Below are 20,880 nucleotides of genomic sequence, written 5' to 3'. Positions count from 1 at the left end.
TAGAAACTGAGACAAGTTGTACTCAGTTTCTATTTTTTATTTCTATTTTAGATAATTCAAATAATCATACTTTTCAAAAGTATCAGAGCCAGCCACTGCGACAAGCGATGCTTGCTCGGGAAAAATAGTATTGGGATGGATGTTAGTTTGGAGAGGGGCATTCTTTTTGAGACGGTAGCCAATAATATTGAGATCGTATTTATCGCGTAGGTTTAGTTTTGCTAATGTTAGACCCTGCCAACTTTGTGGGAGATTGAACTCAATAATGGAAACCCCTTCCTCTAAATAAGAGATGCTATGGATGCGGTGGCGTAGGAGCATAGAGGCTAAATTGCGTCCTGCTTCACGCTCAGGTGAAATAACGAGATTGACACCTATTTCGTAGAGAACTTCTTCAAAAGTGATATTTTTTGCCTTAGCAGCAATGTAGGGGACGCCTAGTTTTTTGCAATGCATCAGTGCTAACACAGAGCTTTCCAAGCTGTTTCCTGTTGCGATGATTACCTGATGGCACTGTTCAATTCCCGCATCGCGCAGAATATCAATATTAGTAATATCGCCCAGTACAGCCTTACTGACAGAATCGGCAATCATTTGGATATTGTCGGTATTGTTATCAATGACAATAACTTCTTCACCAAATTTAGCTAATTCTTGAGCTAAAGTCGTACCAAAAATTCCCAGTCCTAGGACACCAATAATTTTTTCAGACATAGTTTCCCTTTTTTAACCTAAAACAAGGTCGGTTTCTGCATAATGTATCGTTTTTTCAATTTTTTGACGGAGGCTAATTAGGACGGTTATCGGACCTACCCGACCTAAGAACATGAGTGCCATAACGATCCAGCGGCTCTCCGTTGATAGGTGCGAAGTGACATCCATAGATACCCCAACTGTCGCCAAGGCACTGCAAGCCTCAAATAAGAGCTTAAAAGGATCGATATCGGGTTCAAATTCTAAGAGACAAACATATCCCACAATTAATATCGTAAAGAAAAAGATGAGAATGGTTAGTGTCTGTTTGATGAGCTGAGAAGGGATAGTGCGATGAAAGACGCTAACCCGTGTTTGTCCCAGAAATTCCGATTTAAAGATGAGAAAAATAATAGCAGTGACAATTAGCTTGACTCCACCAGCTGTACCTCCGGGGGCTCCACCAATCAGCATTTGTAACATAAAGATGAAATTAGCAGCATGTCCAGTTTTGGTATAGTCAATTGTTGCAAAACCAGCTGTTCGCATGGTGACAGTTTGAAAAAAGCTGATTAAACCCTGCTGATAAAAGCTTAAGCTACCAATTGTTTCAGGGTTATCCCATTCTAAAATCCAGGCCAGGGCGGTACCGCTGGCTAGGATGATGGCAGTTGTTGCTAAAACTAAGCGCGTTTGCACTCTCAATTTTCTTTTGACGAGACCAAATCGATGAGGACGCTCCTTTAGCCAAGATTTCATCGTATCAATTAAGGTCATCCAATTCCGAAAACCGAGCCCGCCAGAAATGATGGCAAAAGCGATGGTTAAATTGACAATCCAATTAAGCTGATAGTTGATTAAACTATTGGATCCAAGGTTATCAAAGCCAGCATTGCAAAAGGCAGAAATAGCCAAAAAAAGACTATTAAACATGCCGTGTTGCCAGCCGAATCGAGGAATAAAGTCGAGCATCAAGAGCAAGGCGACCAGGCCTTCTATAGCGAAGGTAATCTTATAAATGCGAAAAAGATAACGTCTCAAATCAGCACTCGAATTATTACCGATAGAAGATTGCAAGATTTCTTGTTGTTCCAAAGACATCCGCTGATTGATACTGTAGTAACTAAAGGAAATCAGGCTGACTAATCCCAAGCCACCTATTTGAATTAGGCAGATAACAACAGCCTGTCCCAGTCCATTATAGACATCTCCAATTGAAAATACAGACAGTCCCGTTACGCAAACGATGGATACCGTATTGAAAAGGTGATCCAGATAGGTTGTGGCAGGAGCGCTATCATAGTGCATTATCGGTAGGGAAAGTAATAAACTGCCTATTATAATAACGATGATAAAACTTAAACTGATTTTTTGAGCGACAGATAACTTTTTAAATAATGATACCATAAAGACTTATTCTCAATTTAAAGTGGTTTTTTATTGGGAATCCCAGCTCGGCGGGGATACTTATTGGGCGTTTCCTTCTTTTTTTCAACGACAGTGATGGTGCGCCCATCCCCATTAGGGAGTTGATAGGTTGCATTTTCAATAACCTTGGCAAACAGAAGAGACAAAGCCTGTCTAGCCTCGGCAATCTCTTCATCTGCTGCGGCTGCTTTGAGCGCAAGCAACTGACCGCCAATCTTTAAAAAGGGGATGGTCAGCTCTGTTAGAATTTGCAGGCGAGCCACAGCCCTAGCTGTAACTAGATCAAATTGCCCGCGCAAGGATTTATCCTGTCCCCAATCTTCTGCCCTGCCGTGATAGAATTGAACATCTTTTAAGTCCAGTTCCTCAGTTAGTGTCTTAAGAAAAGTGATGCGCTTATTGAGCGAATCAATAATAGTGACCTTGAGTTCAGGGCAGAGAATCTTCATTGGCAGACTAGGAAAGCCAGCTCCAGCTCCAATATCCAAAAGTTGGCTAGGATGATTGCTGATTTTTCCTTGTAAAACGGGTGCGATAGAGTCATAGAAGTGCTTGAGATAGACTTCATTTTTATCGGTAATGGCTGTTAGATTGATTTTATCATTCCACTCAATCAGTAGTTCAAAATAGCGGTTAAACTGCTTTTTCTGTAAGTCTGATAAAGCCCACCCCTGTTCGGTAAGAAGTTTATAAAATTCTTGCGGTGTCATTACATCTCCTCGAATTTTCAATAGCTCTATTCTATCATGTTTTTAGTCTGAGGTAAAAAAGTTTATCGGTTTGAAGGGTTTGAAAAATAGGCCTTTCCCGCTTTTTTTGTTATAATAAAGTTACTAACTATTGGAGGATGATAATTATGTTGTGGATTATTCTTGCTATTGTAGCTGTAATTGTGATTTTGGTTATTATAAGCTACAACAGTCTCGTAAAATCTCATATGCAAACTCAGGAAGCCTGGAGTCAGATTGACGTTCAGTTGAAACGTCGCAATGACCTCATTCCAAATTTGCTAGAAACGGTCAAAGGGTATGCGGCCTATGAAGAAAAAACACTGACCAAGGTCTCAGAACTTCGTGCTCAAGTGGCTCAGGCTAAATCACCAGCAGAGGCTATGCAGGCCAGTGACGCTTTGACTAGACAGGTGTCGGGTATCTTTGCTGTTGCTGAAAATTATCCTGATTTGAAGGCTAATACTAGTTTCGTTAAGTTACAAGAAGAGCTGACCAATACGGAAAATAAAATTTCTTATTCCCGTCAGCTTTACAATAGCACAACAGCTAACTACAATACTAAATTGCAAACCTTCCCTAGCAGTTTGGTTGCAGGTATCTTTGGTTTCAAACCTACTCAATTCTTGGAGACACCTGAAGAAGAAAAAGTTGTGCCTAAAGTTGATTTCAATTTTTAGAGGTCGTCTATGCTCTATAAACAAATTGCTTCAAACAAGCGGCGCACTCTTTTATTGCTTATTCTTTTCTTTATTCTCCTAGCCTTAATCGGGTCAGCGGTGGGCTACCTCTGGCTGGATAATTTGCTTGGAGGAGTCCTGATTGCTCTGATTATTGGAGTTATCTATGCAGCTAGCATGATTTTTCAATCAACTAATGTTGTGATGTCTATGAATTATGCACGAGAAATAAGGGTTGATGAGTATCCAGATTATTACCATGTGGTTGAAGATATGGCCATGGTAGCCCAAATCCCTATGCCTCGTGTCTTTGTAATTGATGATCCCTCTTTGAATGCTTTTGCGACAGGCTCCTCACCGAAGAATGCAGCGGTGGCTGCGACAAGCGGGATCTTGGAAGCCTTGAATCGCGAAGAATTGGAAGGAGTTGTCGGACATGAAATCAGCCATGTTCGTAATTATGATATCCGAATTTCAACTATCGCTGTGGCACTTGCCAGTGCAGTAACTCTGATATCCAGTTTTGGTGGACGTATGATGTGGTGGGGCGGCCGCCGCTCTAATAACCGTGAAGGTAGTGCAGGTCTGGAGATTTTTCTCTTGATTTTTTCACTGCTTGCTCTGGTTTTAGCCCCCTTGGCAGCTAGCTTAGTTCAGTTGGCGATTTCTCGTCAGCGTGAATACCTCGCTGATGCCAGTTCGGTAGAATTAACTCGAAATCCTCAAGGGCTCATCAATGCACTGAAGAAGTTGGAACAATCCCAACCTATGCAACAGCATGTTGACGATGCTAGTGCAGCCCTCTATATCAGTGATCCTATCAAAAAGCGGGGAATGAAATCTTTATTTTTCACTCATCCGCCGATCGCTGATCGCATTGCCCGTTTGGAAAATGCCTAAGTGATATTTAACAAAATGAATCGCTCTCGTTGAGCGATTTTTGTTTTCTTGTAAAGAAATTGAAAACTATTTCTGGTATATTAAGAACAATCTATTTAAACAGAAGGAAAACTATGCTCAACATCTTAGAATTAAAAAAAAATCCAGAAGGCCTCCATTTTGATCAGACTGCTGATATCAAAAAAATCTTGCTCAGCCGTAATCCAGAAATTATAGATATTAAGGCTGTTAAAGCTAAAGGCTTGGCGACTTATGATGAAGGTCTTTTTCTACTCAATTATGATCTCTCATATACGGTGACCCTACCATCTAGTCGTTCGATGGAGCCTGTTGAGGTACCGCAGAGTTTCTTTGTATCCGAGGTCTTTATTGAAGCAGCGCAAGCTAAGGCTAAGCAGGATTTGGTAGATGATGACCTGGTCTTGATCTTGGAAGGTGAAGAAATTGATTTAGATGAAAGTATCGTTGATAATATCCTGCTTAATATTCCACTCAGAGTCTTGAGTGAAGCAGAAGCTGAAAATGACAGCCTGCCGTCAGGAAACGATTGGACAGTATTGACAGAATCGCAGTATCAAGTTCTTCAACGAGAAAAACAAGAGGCTAATAATCCCTTTGCTTCTCTGGATGGCTTATTTGATCAGGACTAATACAGAAGATAGATTCTCTTATCGAATAAATAGTGGAATTTGCAAAATGGAGGTAGTGACATGGCTAAACGCATTCTTATGATTGAGAGTGAAAAGAGTTTAGCGCGTCTGGTTTCCTTGGAATTACAAAACCAAGGTTATCGAGTCGCCACCAGTCAGGACGGACGTTCCGGCTTAAAAAATGCTCAGGAGAAGGATTTTGAACTAATCGTCATCGATTTTAAATTGTCAGATCAAGATGGTTTTGAATTGATGCATCAAATTAGACAGGCGGCATCAGTGCCTATTATCATGATGGTCGATCGTAATGATAAGGCAGAGGTTTTGCCCAAGACAGATGAATTAGCAGATGACTATCTGATTAAACCGTTTGCCATTGGAGAGCTGCTTGAAAAAGTAGACCAAGCTTTTGAGCGTAAAAACATTAAACGGCGAAAACCTTTCAAGTTACAAACGACCTACCGAGACTTGGTTTTAGATGAAAAGAACAAGGCAGTTATTCGCAACGGCGAAATCATCTCTTTGACAAATAGGGAATTTGCACTTTTATCTACCTTGCTTTATCATATTGATAAAGTAATGACAAGGGAAGAGTTGCTCAGCCATGTTTGGAGTTATAACGAGGAAAACATTGAAACGAATATCGTTGATGTTTATATTCGTTACCTTCGGGATAAAATTGACCAGTCTGGGAAAGATTCTTATATTGAGACGGTCCGCGGTCTGGGTTATGTCATTCGCAGCAATGATTAGGACTGCTAATGTCGTAGCGAAATTAATCGAAGCAAATGTCTTAATCTATAAATAAAAAACTCTTAGGGTTTTTGATACGAATCCTAAGAGTTTTATTCAAATTTTTAGATTAAACACTGACAGCTTCGGGCAATACTTCGCCAATGTCTGCTAAACGTTCTTTCCACTCTTGACGAGTGAGACTATTTTCAGCAACATAGCGGTTGCGTTCATGGGCACGGCATTCTGGCGAACAGCCGCGAAGGTATTTGGCTTCGTTTTCTTCTGAGGCGAAGATTTGTTTGTTACAGAAAGGGTTGGCACAATTCACATAGCGCTCGCAGGGGTTGCCATCAAAGTGATCACGTCCGATAACAGTCGGATCTACATGGTTGATGGGTACTGAGATACGTTCATCAAAGACATACATAGCGCCATCCCAAAGTTCACCCTGAACTTCTGGGTCTTTACCATAGGTAGTGATACCTCCGTGGAGCTGACCAACATCTTTGAAGCCTTCACGGACCATCCAGCCTGAGAATTTCTCACAGCGAACCCCGCCGGTACAGTAGACGACCACGCGTTTTTCCATGAATTTTTCCTTGTTGTTGCGGACCCATTGTGGCAACTCGCGGAAGTTACGGATATCTGGACGGATTGCTCCGCGAAAATGACCAAGATCGTATTCATAGTCATTGCGTGTATCAAGAACGACAGTATCTTCATCAAGAAGAGCTTCTTTAAACTGTTTCGGACTGAGGTATTCCCCTGTTACTTCCAAGGGGTCGATGTCGCTGTCAAAATTATTATCTTCTAAGCCAAGGTGAACAATTTCTTTTTTGTAGCGGACAAACATTTTTTTGAAGGCATCTTGAGGTTCTTCATCAATTTTGAACCAAAGATCAGCGAAGCGTTCGTTGCTGTGTACCCAGTCCATGTATTTTTGAGTGGTTTCAAAATCCCCTGAAACAGTACCGTTGATTCCCTCATCGGCAATCAGAACGCGTCCTTTAAGGCCGATAGATTTACAGAAATCCAAATGAATTTGTGCATATTCTTTAGCATTTTCAATGGGAACATATTTATAATAGAGCAAGACTCTGATATCGTTAGACATATTTTCTCCTTAAATCTTTTCAAGAGATTGGAAGTAACTGATAAGCAGCGAAGTAGTCTTCTGCTGAGGCACTTCCGAAAGGCTGCCCGATTGACAACACTTACTATATGAGTATAACGATTTACTAAAAAGAAGGCAAAAATCTGAACTGAGAAATCATTCTGTGCTTATCAAAAGGCGCTGGAATGAGGTTTGACAGTGAAAGCCAATCCTTTTTTTATGATCCAATTTGTGTTAGAATAAGGTATTATAAAAAGATGATAGATGGGGTATTTATATGCGTTGCCCAAGATGTAATAATAATAAATCTAGTGTTGTTGATAGCCGTCAAGCTGAGGATGGTAATACCATCCGTCGTCGTCGAGAGTGTGATAATTGTGGAGCACGTTTCACAACTTTTGAGCGCATCGAGGAAGTTCCTCTCTTGGTCGTTAAAAAAGATGGTACGCGTGAGCAGTTTTCACGCGATAAAATCTTGAATGGTATTATCCAAAGTGCTCAAAAGCGGCCGGTTTCCAGTGTTGATATTGAAAATGTTATCAGCCGGATTGAACAAAAAATTCGCAGTGAATATGACAGTGAAGTATCCAGTGAAGTCATCGGTAATCTCGTAATGGATGAACTGGCAGATCTCGATGAGATTACCTATGTTCGTTTTGCCAGTGTCTATCGTAGTTTCAAGGATGTTGATGAAATTGAAAATCTGCTCCAACAGATTACTAATCGTGTTCGCAGTAAAAACAAAAAGAATAAGGTAAACGATGAAGCCAATTGATAATTTTTCTTTTGTGAAAAATAATCAGGTCAGTAAGGATATGACCAATTTGATTCGGCTATATCTTCCAATTATTGGAAGTGATGCGACTGTGGTCTATCAGTATCTGATCAGTTTTTATGATGATGGGAAATCTTCTCACAAGATTGCTGAAATTTTAAACCACACACTCTTAGATTTACCACATTTTGAAGCAGCTTTAGCGATTTTGACTGGCATGGATTTATTGGCACTGTATCAAGATATGTCTGACTATCTTATCGAGCTCAAAGAGCCTTTGACTCCTAAGGTTTTCCTATCAAACGCTGTCTATCGGCGTCTTTTGGAAAGCCATATCGGCGACGTAGCTGTCGCTGATTTGGAAATGCCAGAGCTTAAAGGTGTTCGTGATATTTCTAAGAAATTTTCAGAGGTCTTTTCCGATAAGGGTGAGATTGATTTACAACCTAGTCGTATGAAGAATAGCTTTGATTTGGACAGCTTTAAAAATCGTATGGCGGCTGATGGTCTGCACTTTGATCAAGAAAAGCAAGATGTTATCGCTCTTTATAATATTTCCGAAAAATTTAGTTTGACTTGGTTTGATGTCTATCAACTAGCTAAAGAAACAGCCAGTCGCCATACCATTTTACCCAAGAGGATTTTGACTAAATTGAATCAGCCCAAGAAAGTTTCCAAGGAAGCTTTCAGTCAGTCCGAGAAAATCATTCTGAGTGAAGCCAAGTCCTCAAGCCCGGAAATCTTTTTGGCTAAGATTAAGCGTGGGCGTCAGGCCATGGTGATGACTGCTGATGAAGCCAAGATTTTGGATGAGTTGGCCCAAATGTCCTTCTTAGACGAGGTTATCAACATTATGGTGCTCTACACCTTTAACAAGACCAAGTCAGCTAATCTCAATCGCCGCTACATTATGAAATTAGCCAACGATTTCGCCTTTCAAAAGATTACTACAGCTGAGCAGGCCGTTGAGAAAATGCGGGATAGTGGTTCCCAAAGTCAAACTAAGGGTAAGCCTCAGAGAGTTAATAAAACAGCTTCCAGCATTCCCGAATGGAGCAATCCAGACTACAAGGATGAGACGACACCGGAAGAACAAGCAAAACTAGATGAAATGAAGCGGCAGATGTTAGCCAAGCTAAGAAAGGATGGTGAATAATGGAGAGTATCGGAAAAGCTTTATCAAAGCAGGGTCATGCTGACCGTGTTGATCTAGAGAGTTTAACACAACAGATTATATCTGATCAGGATATTGCAGACTTTATCTCTGGACATCATCTTTCTCAGGCTGAAATTAAGCGTAGCCTGCCTAAATTTAATCAATTTTTGGTTGAGCGGCGAAAATATCAGATTCAAGATTCAAGTTATAGTGCCAAGGGGTATGAACCTGTCTTGATTATGAATGAAGGTTATGCTGATGTTTCTTATAGAGAAACAAAAGAACTTAAATTAGCTCAGGCTCAAAAGGCGATTGCTGATCGTATTCATGTGGTCAGCCTACCTAGGTCTTATAAGAGTATTACTTTTGAAGATGTTGATATTACAGGCTCACGTTCTGATGTTTTTCAGTATCTGGTTCATTTTGTTGATAATTACCCTTCACCTGGGCAAAAAGGTCTCTATATTTATGGTGATATGGGGATTGGGAAATCCTTTATGCTAGCAGCTATGGCTCATGAACTATCGGAGAAAAAGGGTGTTGAAACAACCATGCTTCACTATCCTAGCTTCATTATTGATATAAAAAATGCTATCAATAGTGGCAGTGTCAAAGAGGAAATTGATGCCGTTAAATCCGTTCCCGTCTTAATTTTAGACGATATTGGTGCTGAACAGACAACCTCTTGGGTGCGTGATGAAGTACTGCAGGTCATTCTCCAACATCGGATGTTGGAAGAATTACCGACTTTCTTTACATCAAACTACAGTCTGGCTAATTTAGAAGCTAAATTTGGTAATATCAAGGGCTATGATGAAACCTGGCAGGCTAAACGGGTCTTGGAGCGCGTGCGCTATCTGGCAAAAGCTGTCCAGCTAAAAGGTGAGAACAGACGTTAAAAAACGAAGTACTTATAAAGCTTTACTATTGTGATATCATGAGTAACCATCTAGCCCATCATTAAGCTGAGCAAAGTTTTTAATTTTAAGATGCTTTAATTTACAGAAAGGATTTGAAACCGACTAAAGGATTGAAAATAGGGTGGCTAAGGTATTGATTGCCTAAGGCTATCTATTTTCTCTTTGTTTTTAGTCGGTCTTATGATTATGAATTTACCAACAGTAGCTATTGTTGGTCGCCCCAATGTGGGGAAATCGACCTTATTTAACCGGATAGCGGGTGAGCGCATCTCCATCGTCGAAGATGTTGAAGGAGTTACGCGCGATCGAATCTACACCAAGGCTGAATGGCTCAATCGTCAGTTCAGTATTATTGATACCGGAGGGATCGATGATGTCGATGCCCCATTCATGGAACAAATCAAGCATCAAGCTGATATTGCTATGACAGAAGCAGATATTATCGTTTTCGTTGTTTCTGGAAAAGAAGGCGTTACTGATGCGGATGAATACGTTGCAAGGATTCTCTACCGTACCAATAAGCCAGTTATTCTAGCAGTTAATAAAATAGATAATCCAGAGATGCGCAGTGATATTTACGATTTTTATTCGCTCGGTTTAGGGGATCCTTATCCTGTTTCCTCCGTTCATGGCATCGGAACAGGGGATATTCTTGATCTTATTGTTGATAAGCTTCCAGCAGAGGACGATGATGAGAATCCCAATATCATTAAATTCAGTCTGATCGGTCGTCCCAATGTTGGAAAGTCCAGCCTCATCAATGCTATCCTAGGAGAAGAACGTGTCATTGCTAGCCCTCTTGCAGGAACAACACGTGATGCCATTGACACCGATTTTGTTGATAGTGAAGGACAAGAATACACTATGATTGATACAGCAGGAATGCGTAAATCTGGTAAAGTCTACGAAAATACAGAAAAGTATTCGGTTATGCGAGCTATGCGAGCTATTGACCGCTCAGATGTTGTACTGATGGTCATCAATGCTCAAGAAGGAATTCGCGAATACGACAAGCGTATCGCTGGTTTTGCGCATGATGCCGGTAAGGGTATCATCATTGTGGTCAACAAGTGGGATACGATTACCAAGGACAATCATACCGTAAGCCAATGGGAAGCTGATATCCGCGATAATTTCCAATTTTTGAGTTATGCGCCTATTGTTTTTGTATCAGCAGAGACCAAACAGCGTTTAAATAAACTGCCTGAGCTGATTAAGCGCATCAGCCAGAGTCAGAATACCCGTATCCCATCGGCTGTTCTCAACGACATCATCATGGATGCAGTAGCTATCAACCCAACACCGACAAACAAAGGTAAGCGTCTCAAGATTTTCTACGGGACACAGGTTTCAGTCAAACCACCGACTTTCATTATCTTTGTCAATGAAGAAGAGCTGATGCATTTTTCTTACTTGCGCTTCTTGGAAAATCAAATCCGCGAAGCTTTTGTTTTTGAAGGAACACCTATTCGCCTGATTGCTCGCAAACGAAAATGAGCTAAGACACTAAATATACGAAAGTCCAGCCCATCGTCAGCTGCAGTGGGTGACTTATCGTTAAGCATGAGAGAGAATCAGATTGGTTCTCTTTTTTGATGCATTCAAAGCAATGGAAATTTTGGTTTTAAAAATTCTTGAAGTTTCAAAAGTTAAGAGTCTGGTGTTTTATATCGTTGACGAACTTGTTGGAGGCTTCTAGTTTAGCTTGTATTAAATATGGGATTAAAGTTATCAAGCGATCAAATTGTTGATGCTTTTATATTCAATTTTCCAATCCGGTTAAATCTGTGGTATTTAAAAATGTTTCATATGATGCTTTCTAACGTTGGTTTGGACACTTTTCATTATGAGTCATGCGGTTTTTTGGTAGATAAGAATTCTACAATACTTCTAGCAGATTAACTCACTGCAGACACCATAAGTCTAAAAAGACGCGAGTTTATAAACTCACGTCTTTTTTGGATAACATTAAAATCTAGTCTTATTATAATAACTTTGATAGAGGTCTGTCTTATAAAAAGGTAGAATGGGCTGAGGATGTTCAGGATTATCAGCCAATTTTTTCTTGAGCCATTTCATGTCATACCAATGTCCAAATTTAAAGCCAGCTTCTTTGAAATGTCCGACCACATGATAACCTAGGTGCTCATGGAACTCTTGGCTGTTGTTGTTTAGATAAGCATCAGGTTCTTCCGTGGTAGCGATACAGGCTAGAGCTGCTAGGACGCCTTGTGCTGTAAGACAGTTTTCCAAGTGCTCATAAAAGAGGCGTCCTAGCCCCAAACCTTGAGCATGCGGCGCTAAATAGATGGCTAGTTCAGCCAGCCACTGATAAGCCTCTCGCTGATGGAAGGTGCAAGCATAAGCATAGCCTACCAGCTCACCATTTATTTCAGCAACCAGATAGGGATAGGTTTGGTTAATGGTCTGCATCCGCTGTCTAAAGTCTTCCAAGCTAGGCGCTTGGTATTCAAAACTAATTGCTGTATCTTTTACATAAGGTGTATAAATAGCCAGCAGTTCCTCAGCGTCTTCTAAACGGGCAAGACGAATAATTGATGTCATAAAATCCCCCTTAATTTACTATAAGTATAGCATAAAAGCTTCTCAAGAACTATTCAATGAAATTGTTTACAGAATTTGCTATAATGGACTGATAAGCTAATTAGATTGGATTGGATATTAGATATGGCAAGATTGATTCCTGGACGTATCCGCAATGAAGGTATAGCTCTTTCTGAAGCAGGTAAAATCGACATTAAATCCACATCAGATAAGATTATAAAAGCAGAAGTTGATGGTGTCACTATTCATTTTTCATTTGATGACGATGATGTCAGTTGTTCCTGCCCACTTTTTGCACAAAAGAATTACTGCCAGCATTTAGCGGCTGTGGAGTACTATCTAAAAAATAGTGAAGACGGCAAGAAGCTGGTCAATCAATTGAAAAATGAGGAGTCTAATCAAGAACAGCAAGAAAAGCTCTTTTCTTTTGGTAGCCTCTTTTTAGATGGTCTCAGTGTCAACGAAGACGATAGCCTTAAATATCGTTTATCTGCCTCTGGAGAACAGGATCTCTATTTGTCAGAAATTCTCTGGACGCTGCATATCAATCGTCTACCAGACAGTCGCAGTTACATTATTCGTGATATCAAGACCTTTTTACAGGTTCTGAAACGAGAAAGTGTCTATCAAATTGGTAAAAATTATTATGAAGCTCTCTCTTATATTCAGTTTGATGAGGACAGTCAGGAATTCATTGATTTTCTTTGGCGTGTGATTCCAGACGAAGATCTCAATCACTTAGATTATATTCTCCCTAATCGGGGGCGGCATTTAGCTCTGCCTAGAGGCTTCTTTGAAGAGGGGGTTCAGTTGATGCAAGATCTCTATGCCTTCCAACTCAACCTCAATCATCATGATTACAAGGAAGTTTATTTTAAAGAATTGACTGGTCAGGATGGGCTCTTTACTTTTGAAGTGATTGTGCATCGCCAGTTCCTTGAGTTAGTTATTCAGGAAAAGTCTAATCAGTCTTTCTTTGACCAAACTTATCTTTTCTATCACCACACTTTTTATCATCTGAGTGATAAACAACAAAAGTTAGTTCAGGCTCTCAAGAGCTTGATGTTGGATCAGGATTTGAATAGGCGTGTTCATTTTGGTTTAGAGGACCAAAGTAAATTGGCTGCTAGCCTACTAGATTTTGCAGAAATCGGAATCATTAAAGCTCCTAAATCATTTGCTATTAGAGATTTCACTCCTATTTTTAATTTGGAGCAATCTGACAATCAAGATATCCTTTTGGAAATGACTTATGACTATGATGGAGAGCTGATAGTTAGGAGTAAGGAAGAGCTAAAAGAGCTGCCCTTTACCAGTAACTTCAAACGCGAAGAACATCTAGCTAGAGTTTTAGCAGCAGAAGGATTTATTGGCCAATTTTCAGCTCACCACCTACCCCTAACTGGTGGTGATGAACTTTATCACTTTTTCAACCAGACCCTTCCGCGTTTGGAACAGTTGGGAACAGTTCATTTAGGTAAACGTTTGGATGACTTGCGCTATACAGAAAAACCTCAAGTTCAAGTTACTACCGAACAAGGGCTTTTAGATATCTCTTTTGATTTTTCATCTATCCATGAGGGGGATGTCAGTCAGGCCTTGAAGGCTCTCTTTCAAAGCGAAGCCTATTATATCAGTGACAGTGGTCATCTTGTTGTCTTTGATGAGGAAACTCAGCGAGTCAGTGAGACTCTGAGGGATCTGCGGGCTAAGCCACTTGACAATGGTCATTTACAATTGGACAGTCTAGCAGCCTTTCAGCTCTCTGAACTTTTTAAAGATTTTGATCGTGTTGATTTTTCAGCTGATTTTAGGCAGCTGGCCCATGACTTAACCCACCCAGAAGCCTTTGAAATTGAGCGTGTCTCGGTTCAAGCTCAGTTGAGAGATTATCAAGTGACAGGTGTTAAATGGCTGTCGATGCTGGATCATTATAAGTTTGGTGGCATTTTAGCAGATGACATGGGACTTGGTAAAACACTTCAAACCATTGCCTTCTTGACTTCTAAAATTAAAAAACAATCTAAGATTTTGATTCTCTCTCCTTCTGGTCTGATCTATAATTGGAAAGATGAATTTGAAAAATTTGCTCCTAATATTGATGTGGTAGTTTCGTATGGACTCAAGCAGGATCGCGATGCTATTATCACCGAAAATCATCAAGTAACAATCACCAGTTATGCTTCTTTTCGTCAGGATTTTGAAAAATATCAAGTTGGTTATTATGATTATTTAATCCTAGATGAAGCTCAGGTTATGAAAAATACGCAAACCAAGATTGCTCAATATTTGCGGGCTTTTGAAGTAGGTAATTGCTTTGCGCTATCTGGAACACCCATCGAAAATAAACTTTTGGAAATCTGGTCTATTTTCCAGATCATCTTACCGGGTCTCTTACCATCTAAAAAAGAATTTTCTAAACTGGAAGCCAGCCAAGTAGCTCAGTATATTAAACCTTTTGTCATGCGTCGCAAGAAAGAAGATGTCCTACCGGAATTACCAGAATTGATAGAGAGTACTTACTATAATGAATTGGCTGATAAACAAAAAGCCATCTATCTAGCTCAGCTGCGTCAGATTCAAAGCAGTGTAAGCCAGTCGACAGATTTTGAATTGAATCGCCAAAAGATTGAAATTCTAGCCGGCATCACTCGCCTGCGCCAGATTTGTGACACTCCGGCTCTCTTTATGGACTATCAAGGAGACAGCGGTAAACTTGCTAGCCTGCGCCAGTTACTCAGCCAAATTCAGGAGAGTGGTCATCGCACCTTAATCTTTTCTCAGTTTAGAGATATGCTGGATATTGCTGAAGAAGAGGCTGCTAAAATTGGTTTAACCAGTTATAAGATCACCGGTTCCACACCTGCCGAGCAGCGGCAGGAAATGACCAAGGCCTTTAATAATGGCAGCAAGGACGTCTTCTTAGTATCGCTTAAGGCAGGTGGTGTCGGTCTTAATTTGACAGGTGCTGATACAGTGATTCTGATTGATCTTTGGTGGAATCCGGCTGTCGAAATGCAAGCAATCAGTCGCGCCCACCGTATCGGTCAACAGCAGAATGTTGAGGTTTATCGTCTGATTACTCGCGGTACGATAGAGGAGAAAATTTTGGAACTACAAGATTCTAAGAAAAATCTTGTGACGACAGTTTTAGATGGAGATGAAAGTCGTGCTAATATGACTATTGAGGAAATCAAGGAAATTTTAGGAATCAAAAGCTAATAACCTTTTGACAAGCGGCCTATTTAGGGTATAATAGTAATGCTAGAGCTGTACTCAAAAATCAGGAAAGGGAGTGCTTATGACCAGAAAAAATCACCAGTTTCCATTGGTGCCCGATGATGAAACAGTCATCACAACAGCACCACAAATGCAGCTATATGATAATGAAGATTTAATCAATAATATCCATGGAGACTATCAGGATAAGGTCTATACCTCTCATGAAGAAAATCGTGTTCCTGTTCATTCTACAGCTTCTCCATCCCGTGTCAAAAACTATGTGTCCGAAGTCGATGCGGGTAAATCCTATGCCGAGTTAGCGCGTGAAGAAGCGAGGCAGGATCTTAAGCGTAAGCGTCAATCTTACATTGCAAAAGAGGTTAAGATTCCTAATAAACCAAGTTTTCAACGTCGTGAAACAACCGTGTCTAAGTCTGCTAATACCAAGTCATCTAAATTTTTCAATACCAAGATGCCAGAAAGTAAAAAGGAACAGCCTAACAATGACCTAGCGCGTCTAAGTCACAATCTTCATCAAGACAATTACATTTTGGCGGAACTACCGCAGACTTATCAAAAGCCTGAGAACCCTTCAACTAAAAAAACGAAGAAAAATAATTACGATTTCCTTAAGCGAAGTCAAATTTACAATCATGAAAAGACTAGACAGCAGCGAACACATCAAATTGCTAAAGAGCTTAATCTAACTCTAGATGAGGAGTAACCAAAGGAAAAACTATGTCGAAAACCTATCATTTTATTGGAATAAAAGGTTCAGGTATGAGTGCTCTTGCACTCATGCTGCATCAAATGGGGTATAAGATTCAGGGGTCAGATGTTGAGAAATATTATTTTACTCAGCGCGGTCTTGAGCAAGCAGGTGTTAAACTCCTACCCTTTGATGAAAAAAATATTACTGCAGATATTGAACTCATCGCTGGAAACGCCTTCCGCCAAGATAATAATATTGAAGTAGCTTATGCTATCCAAAATGGTTTCACCTTTAAACGCTACCATGAATTCTTGGGTGAATTTATGGAGCAGTTTGTCAGTTTTGGTGTGGCCGGTGCTCACGGTAAAACGTCTACAACAGGTCTATTAGCCCATGTTTTGCGTAATATCACGGATACTTCCTTCCTTATTGGAGACGGTACAGGACGAGGTTCTAAAAACAGTCAGTATTTCGTTTTTGAATCTGATGAATATGAGCGTCATTTTATGCCCTATCATCCGGCCTATTCAATTATTACTAATATTGATTTTGACCATCCAGATTATTTTACTTCTATTGATGATGTTTTCAGCGCTTTTAATGATTACGCTAAACAAGTTCAAAAAGGGCTGTTCATCTATGGTGAGGATGACTATCTTCGTAAAATAACAGCTAATGCTCCAATATACTACTACGGTTTTGAAGAAAGTAATGACTTCATCGCTTTTGATATTGTCCGTACGACTAGCGGTTCAGACTTTAAGGTTAAATACAAGGACCAAATTATAGGGGATTTCCATGTTCCAGCCTTTGGACGGCATAATATTTTAAATGCTACAGCTGTTATCGGTAATCTCTATATTGCTGGTTTTGATATAAATTTGGTAGCCCAGCACCTTAAGACTTTTAGCGGTGTTAAGCGTCGCTTTACCGAAAAGATTATCAATGATACAATTGTTATTGATGACTTTGCCCATCATCCGACTGAAATTATTGCGACCTTGGATGCCGCCCGCCAGAAATATCCGTCAAGGGAGATTGTGGCAATTTTCCAACCTCATACTTTTACTCGTACTATCGCCCTCTTGGATGAGTTTGCGGAAGCTTTAAATGAGGCGGACAGTGTTTATCTGGCTCAAATCTATGGTTCAGCGCGTGAAAGCGACCATGGTGATATTAAGGTTGAGGACTTGGCTGCTAAACTTGATAAACCAGCTAAAATTGTGACGATTGAAAACGTCTCTCCTCTTCTTGATCATGATAACGCCGTTTATGTCTTTATGGGAGCTGGTGATATTCAGCTTTATGAACGCTCTTTTGAAGAATTGGTCGCTAATCTAGCAACCAGTACTCAATAGTATAGCTTACTAAACAGATAGATTATCTTGGACTTAAATCAGAGGTTGATAGTTATCAGCCTCTTTCCATTTTTAGGGAGATTTTATGATTATTAGACATGCTAAGAAGGAAGATTATGGTGAAATCCTTGATATTGAAATGGTTAATTTCTTAAGGGAAGAAGCGGCGAGCCCAGAAGCAATGAAGGAGCGACTGGCGATAATTCCTGATACTTTTTTAGTGGCAGAACTTGATCATCGGGTTGTCGGTTACATTGTTGGTCCTGTTATAGATAAACGTTATCTGACCGATGATCTCTTTGAAACCATCAAGCCTAATTCTGGTCAATCTGGTTTTATTGCAGTCCAATCTTTATCAGTAGCGCCGAACTATCAAGGGCAAGGAATTGGTACAGCTCTTTTAGCAGCGTTAAAAGATTTGGCGCTTGCTCAAGGTCGTGAGGGTATCAGTCTGACTTGTCGTGCGGAGCTGATTTCTTATTATGAGCTGAACGGTTTTAGTGATGAGGGAGAATCCTCCTCACAGCATGGGGGACAAATTTGGTATAATTTGGTTTGGGAATATCGTTGATCTTTGTCAATATTGTTACGGCTTGGTAACAATGCTTGAAAAATTTGCATTTACCTATAATTTAAGATATAATGGCGTCTGATAATTGTTAGGAGGACAAGCTTTGACTGATTTTAAGGACGATAAGTCGAAATCTACCGGTGATAACTTCAAAGATAAGATTTTGGACGAACTAGAAGAAGCGAATCGTTTAAGAGAAATCCAGAGTAATGAAGCCGACTCAACCTTATCTGATGGCTTGGACCCAGATAGTCAGACACAAAAGACTCGTCAGGTTGATCCAAATTTCAACTGGCAGGATGCTGCGGCCCGGCTTCGCCGTCAGGAGGAGCTAGCTGCTAAATCGGCAGAAGAAGAGCAAAAGCGTGCTCTTGCCGAAGCAGCAGCACTTAAAAAAATTCAGGAAAAAGAACATCTAAAAGAACTCAGTCCATTTGAAGAACCTGAGCAAGAACCGATTGAGGAAAGTAGTGGCTTTTCTAGCTCCATCCCTTCGATTCCTTCAGAGGCTCCAACATTTGAAGAGGTTGATCTTTCGGGATTTACTATCCCAATTCCGATTAAAGATATCAAGTCTACTACTCTGGCCGGCGCAGTCTCAGAGACAGAAGAAAGGTCTGACCAAGAATCTGATAATCTTTCACAGTCAGAAGGTTCAAAAGACGATGCAGATTCAGCTTCTGATTCAGACTTTGAGTCAGAAGAAAAAATGGAGTCTCCAGTTCCATCTAATGATATTGAACATGAGGCCAATAATGATAATGATGCAGATGAAATAGATTTAGATGAAAACGCAAGAGCTTCGCGTAAGGATTCTAAACACCGCAAGAAAAAGTCTAAATTAGCTCGGAAATTGACGTTTGGGATCATTGGGATTATCCTGATTGCTATTCTAGCAGGTGCTGGCTTTGGCTATTACTATGTCAAATCTAGTCTAGCTCCTTTAGATGCTAAATCTACTAAATATGTGACAGTGGAAATTCCTAAGGGTTCTGGTAATAAAGAGATTGGACAAATTCTTGAAGATAAAAATATTATTAAAGATGCCACAGTTTTCAATTACTATACCAAGTTTAAAAATTACAACAATTTGCAAAATGGCTACTATAATTTCAAGGCTAGCATGAGTGTTGATGATATCATCAAACAACTGCAGACTGGAGGAACGACAGAACCGACAGACCCAAATACTGGTAAGGTTGTCATTCCAGAAGGATATACAATTGAGCAAATTGCTAAAGCTATAGAAAGCAATGCCAACACTAAAAGTAAGAGTGATAAAACACCATATAGCTCCAAGGCTTTCCTTAAATTAATGAAGGATAAAAACTTCATCGAAAGAATGAAGGAAAAATATCCAAGACTTTTAGCGGATATTCCAGATGCGCAAACAGCATCCTATCAGCTTGAAGGTTATCTCTTCCCGGCGACTTATGATTATTCTAAAGATACCAAATTGGAAGATATCGTTGATCAAATGCTGGGAACAATGGACGGTTATATGTCCAGCTATTATGATAGTATTAGTCAGTCTAATTACAATGTTAATGAAATCCTTGCCTTGGCTTCCCTCGTTGAAAAAGAAGGTAAAACAGACGAAGATCGTCGCAATATTGCTAGTGTCTTTTATAACCGCTTAGATAGCGATATGGAATTGCAGTCTAACATTGCTGTGCTCTATGCACTTGGTAAACTCGGTGATGAAACATCACTCAAGGAAGATGCTAATATCGATACTAGTATTGATTCACCTTATAATGACTATAAAAATAAAGGAATTATTCCTGGACCGGTTGACAGTCCGAGTCTATCAGCAATTGAGGCTGTGGTAAATCCTTCGGATACCAATTATCTTTACTTTGTCGCTGATGTTGATACTGGAAATGTTTATTATTCTGAAAATTATGAGGATCATCAAAAGAATGTTGATACTTATGTCAATAAGAAGGTTTCAGATAGTAGCGAGTAAGCATTATCTGAAAAATAGTGGTATAATATCCTTTGGCTAAAGTCATATTAAAAGAGGCTGGACTTTGTTCTTGCCTCTTGATTTTGAATAAAATAATAGAAAAGAGAAAATAAAAATGGCAGAAAAAACCTATCCTATGACCCTTGAAGAAAAGGAACAACTTGAACAAGAATTAGAAGATTTAAAACTGGTTCGTCGTCCTGAAGTTGTGGAACGCATCAAAATTGCTCGTTCTTATGGTGATCTTTCCGAAAATTCTGAGTACGATGCAGCCAAAGATGAACAAGCTTTTGTTGAAGGGCAAATTCAAATTCTTGAAACAAAAATCCGTTATGCTGAAATCATTGACAGCGATGCTGTTGCTTCTGATGAGGTAGCAATCGGTAAAACTGTAGTGGTGAAAGAGGTGGGCACCAATGATATGGATACTTACTACATCGTTGGTGCTGCTGGCGCAGATGTTTTTTCTGGTAAAATTTCCAATGAAAGTCCTATTGCACAAGCCCTTATTGGTAAAAAAACAGGTGATCAAGTCACGATCGAATCTCCAGCTGGTAGTTACGATGTCGAAATCGTAAGTGTTGAAAAACAGCATAAGGCACAAAATTAATATAGAAAAAAAGTTGGAGAATAGGCACTGCACCCACATAATGGGACAGAAGAAAAACACATTTATGCGGCCAGTTTTCTGTACTCTACAGGAG

At 39.9% G+C, this 20,880-nt stretch carries 19 protein-coding genes; 14 read left to right on the top strand and 5 right to left on the bottom strand.

The genetic code is table 11. From position 1 onward, the window contains the following. Positions 1-42: 42 nt before the first annotated feature. From ACFOSE_RS04345 to rsmG, 3 genes are read right to left on the bottom strand one after another with little or no spacing between them, the layout of a single operon-like run. On the bottom strand, positions 43-714 hold the full coding sequence (locus ACFOSE_RS04345; protein WP_380430989.1) for a potassium channel family protein: 672 nt from the start codon (positions 712-714) through the stop codon (positions 43-45). 12 nt (positions 715-726) lie between these two features. Next, positions 727-2,100 carry a TrkH family potassium uptake protein gene (locus tag ACFOSE_RS04340; RefSeq protein WP_380430986.1) on the bottom strand — a complete coding sequence of 458 codons (1,374 nt, stop codon included), beginning with the start codon at positions 2,098-2,100 and terminating at the stop codon, positions 727-729. 17 nt (positions 2,101-2,117) lie between these two features. Beyond that, positions 2,118-2,831 (bottom strand): 16S rRNA (guanine(527)-N(7))-methyltransferase RsmG, encoded by a 714-nt coding sequence (gene rsmG / locus ACFOSE_RS04335; RefSeq protein WP_380430983.1) that lies wholly within the window; start codon positions 2,829-2,831, stop codon positions 2,118-2,120. A 146-nt stretch (positions 2,832-2,977) separates the two neighbouring features. Here rsmG and ACFOSE_RS04330 point away from each other — a divergent pair, with 146 nt between their 5' ends. From ACFOSE_RS04330 to ACFOSE_RS04315, 4 genes are all read left to right on the top strand, one after another. Next, positions 2,978-3,529, top strand: coding sequence for a LemA family protein (locus tag ACFOSE_RS04330; protein WP_380430980.1), 552 nt, complete (start codon positions 2,978-2,980; stop codon positions 3,527-3,529). 9 nt (positions 3,530-3,538) lie between these two features. Continuing rightward, entirely contained in the window at positions 3,539-4,429 is an 891-nt protein-coding gene (htpX, locus tag ACFOSE_RS04325; RefSeq protein ID WP_380430978.1) for a zinc metalloprotease HtpX, read from the top strand. A gap of 113 nt (positions 4,430-4,542) precedes the next feature. Further along, complete coding sequence (locus ACFOSE_RS04320; protein ID WP_380430975.1) at positions 4,543-5,079, top strand: YceD family protein; 537 nt, start codon at positions 4,543-4,545, stop codon at positions 5,077-5,079. 60 nt (positions 5,080-5,139) lie between these two features. Then, on the top strand, positions 5,140-5,832 hold the full coding sequence (locus ACFOSE_RS04315; RefSeq protein ID WP_380430972.1) for a response regulator transcription factor: 693 nt from the start codon (positions 5,140-5,142) through the stop codon (positions 5,830-5,832). 109 nt (positions 5,833-5,941) lie between these two features. Here ACFOSE_RS04315 and trhO read toward each other — a convergent pair whose 3' ends face one another. Further along, on the bottom strand, positions 5,942-6,928 hold the full coding sequence (trhO, locus tag ACFOSE_RS04310; RefSeq protein WP_380430970.1) for an oxygen-dependent tRNA uridine(34) hydroxylase TrhO: 987 nt from the start codon (positions 6,926-6,928) through the stop codon (positions 5,942-5,944). A 277-nt stretch (positions 6,929-7,205) separates the two neighbouring features. On the opposite strand from trhO, the gene nrdR reads away from it, so the two are divergent. The 4 genes from nrdR to der all read left to right on the top strand — a co-directional run bounded on the left by nrdR (position 7,206) and on the right by der (position 11,276). Beyond that, positions 7,206-7,703, top strand: a complete 498-nt coding sequence (nrdR, locus tag ACFOSE_RS04305) for a transcriptional regulator NrdR (protein WP_380430967.1) — start codon at positions 7,206-7,208, stop codon at positions 7,701-7,703. Then, on the top strand, positions 7,690-8,859 hold the full coding sequence (locus ACFOSE_RS04300; protein WP_380430964.1) for a DnaD domain protein: 1,170 nt from the start codon (positions 7,690-7,692) through the stop codon (positions 8,857-8,859). The genes nrdR and ACFOSE_RS04300 overlap by 14 nt, the downstream gene beginning before the upstream one ends. After that, positions 8,859-9,758 carry a primosomal protein DnaI gene (dnaI, locus tag ACFOSE_RS04295; RefSeq protein WP_380430961.1) on the top strand — a complete coding sequence of 300 codons (900 nt, stop codon included), beginning with the start codon at positions 8,859-8,861 and terminating at the stop codon, positions 9,756-9,758. Before ACFOSE_RS04300 ends, dnaI begins: the two co-directional genes overlap by 1 nt. A 207-nt stretch (positions 9,759-9,965) precedes the next feature. Next, on the top strand, positions 9,966-11,276 hold the full coding sequence (gene der / locus ACFOSE_RS04290) for a ribosome biogenesis GTPase Der (protein WP_380431038.1): 1,311 nt from the start codon (positions 9,966-9,968) through the stop codon (positions 11,274-11,276). A gap of 471 nt (positions 11,277-11,747) precedes the next feature. Here the strand turns inward: der and ACFOSE_RS04285 are convergent, their stop codons facing one another. Then, positions 11,748-12,344 (bottom strand): GNAT family N-acetyltransferase, encoded by a 597-nt coding sequence (locus ACFOSE_RS04285; RefSeq protein WP_380430958.1) that lies wholly within the window; start codon positions 12,342-12,344, stop codon positions 11,748-11,750. Positions 12,345-12,467: 123 nt separating this feature from the next. Here ACFOSE_RS04285 and ACFOSE_RS04280 point away from each other — a divergent pair, with 123 nt between their 5' ends. From ACFOSE_RS04280 to greA, 6 genes are all read left to right on the top strand, one after another. Then, on the top strand, positions 12,468-15,566 hold the full coding sequence (locus ACFOSE_RS04280; protein ID WP_380430956.1) for a DEAD/DEAH box helicase: 3,099 nt from the start codon (positions 12,468-12,470) through the stop codon (positions 15,564-15,566). A 79-nt stretch (positions 15,567-15,645) separates the two neighbouring features. Further along, on the top strand, positions 15,646-16,290 hold the full coding sequence (locus ACFOSE_RS04275) for a hypothetical protein (protein ID WP_380430953.1): 645 nt from the start codon (positions 15,646-15,648) through the stop codon (positions 16,288-16,290). Between the two features lie 14 nt (positions 16,291-16,304). Further along, positions 16,305-17,636, top strand: coding sequence for a UDP-N-acetylmuramate--L-alanine ligase (murC, locus tag ACFOSE_RS04270; protein WP_380430950.1), 1,332 nt, complete (start codon positions 16,305-16,307; stop codon positions 17,634-17,636). An 85-nt stretch (positions 17,637-17,721) separates the two neighbouring features. Next, a complete protein-coding gene (locus ACFOSE_RS04265) occupies positions 17,722-18,207 on the top strand; it encodes a GNAT family N-acetyltransferase (RefSeq protein WP_380430947.1) in 486 nt (161 codons plus the stop codon). A gap of 238 nt (positions 18,208-18,445) precedes the next feature. Further along, positions 18,446-20,176 (top strand): endolytic transglycosylase MltG, encoded by a 1,731-nt coding sequence (mltG, locus tag ACFOSE_RS04260; RefSeq protein ID WP_447449912.1) that lies wholly within the window; start codon positions 18,446-18,448, stop codon positions 20,174-20,176. Positions 20,177-20,291: 115 nt separating this feature from the next. Continuing rightward, entirely contained in the window at positions 20,292-20,786 is a 495-nt protein-coding gene (gene greA / locus ACFOSE_RS04255) for a transcription elongation factor GreA (protein ID WP_380430945.1), read from the top strand. The last annotated feature ends 94 nt before the right edge of the window (positions 20,787-20,880 follow it).

Origin of the sequence: Streptococcus dentapri, from assembly GCF_042649885.1 — a bacterium.
Taxonomy (GTDB): Bacteria; Bacillota; Bacilli; order Lactobacillales; family Streptococcaceae; genus Streptococcus; species Streptococcus dentapri.
The sequence above is the reverse complement of the archived record's forward strand: the minus strand, read 5'-3'. Positions and strand labels throughout refer to the sequence as shown.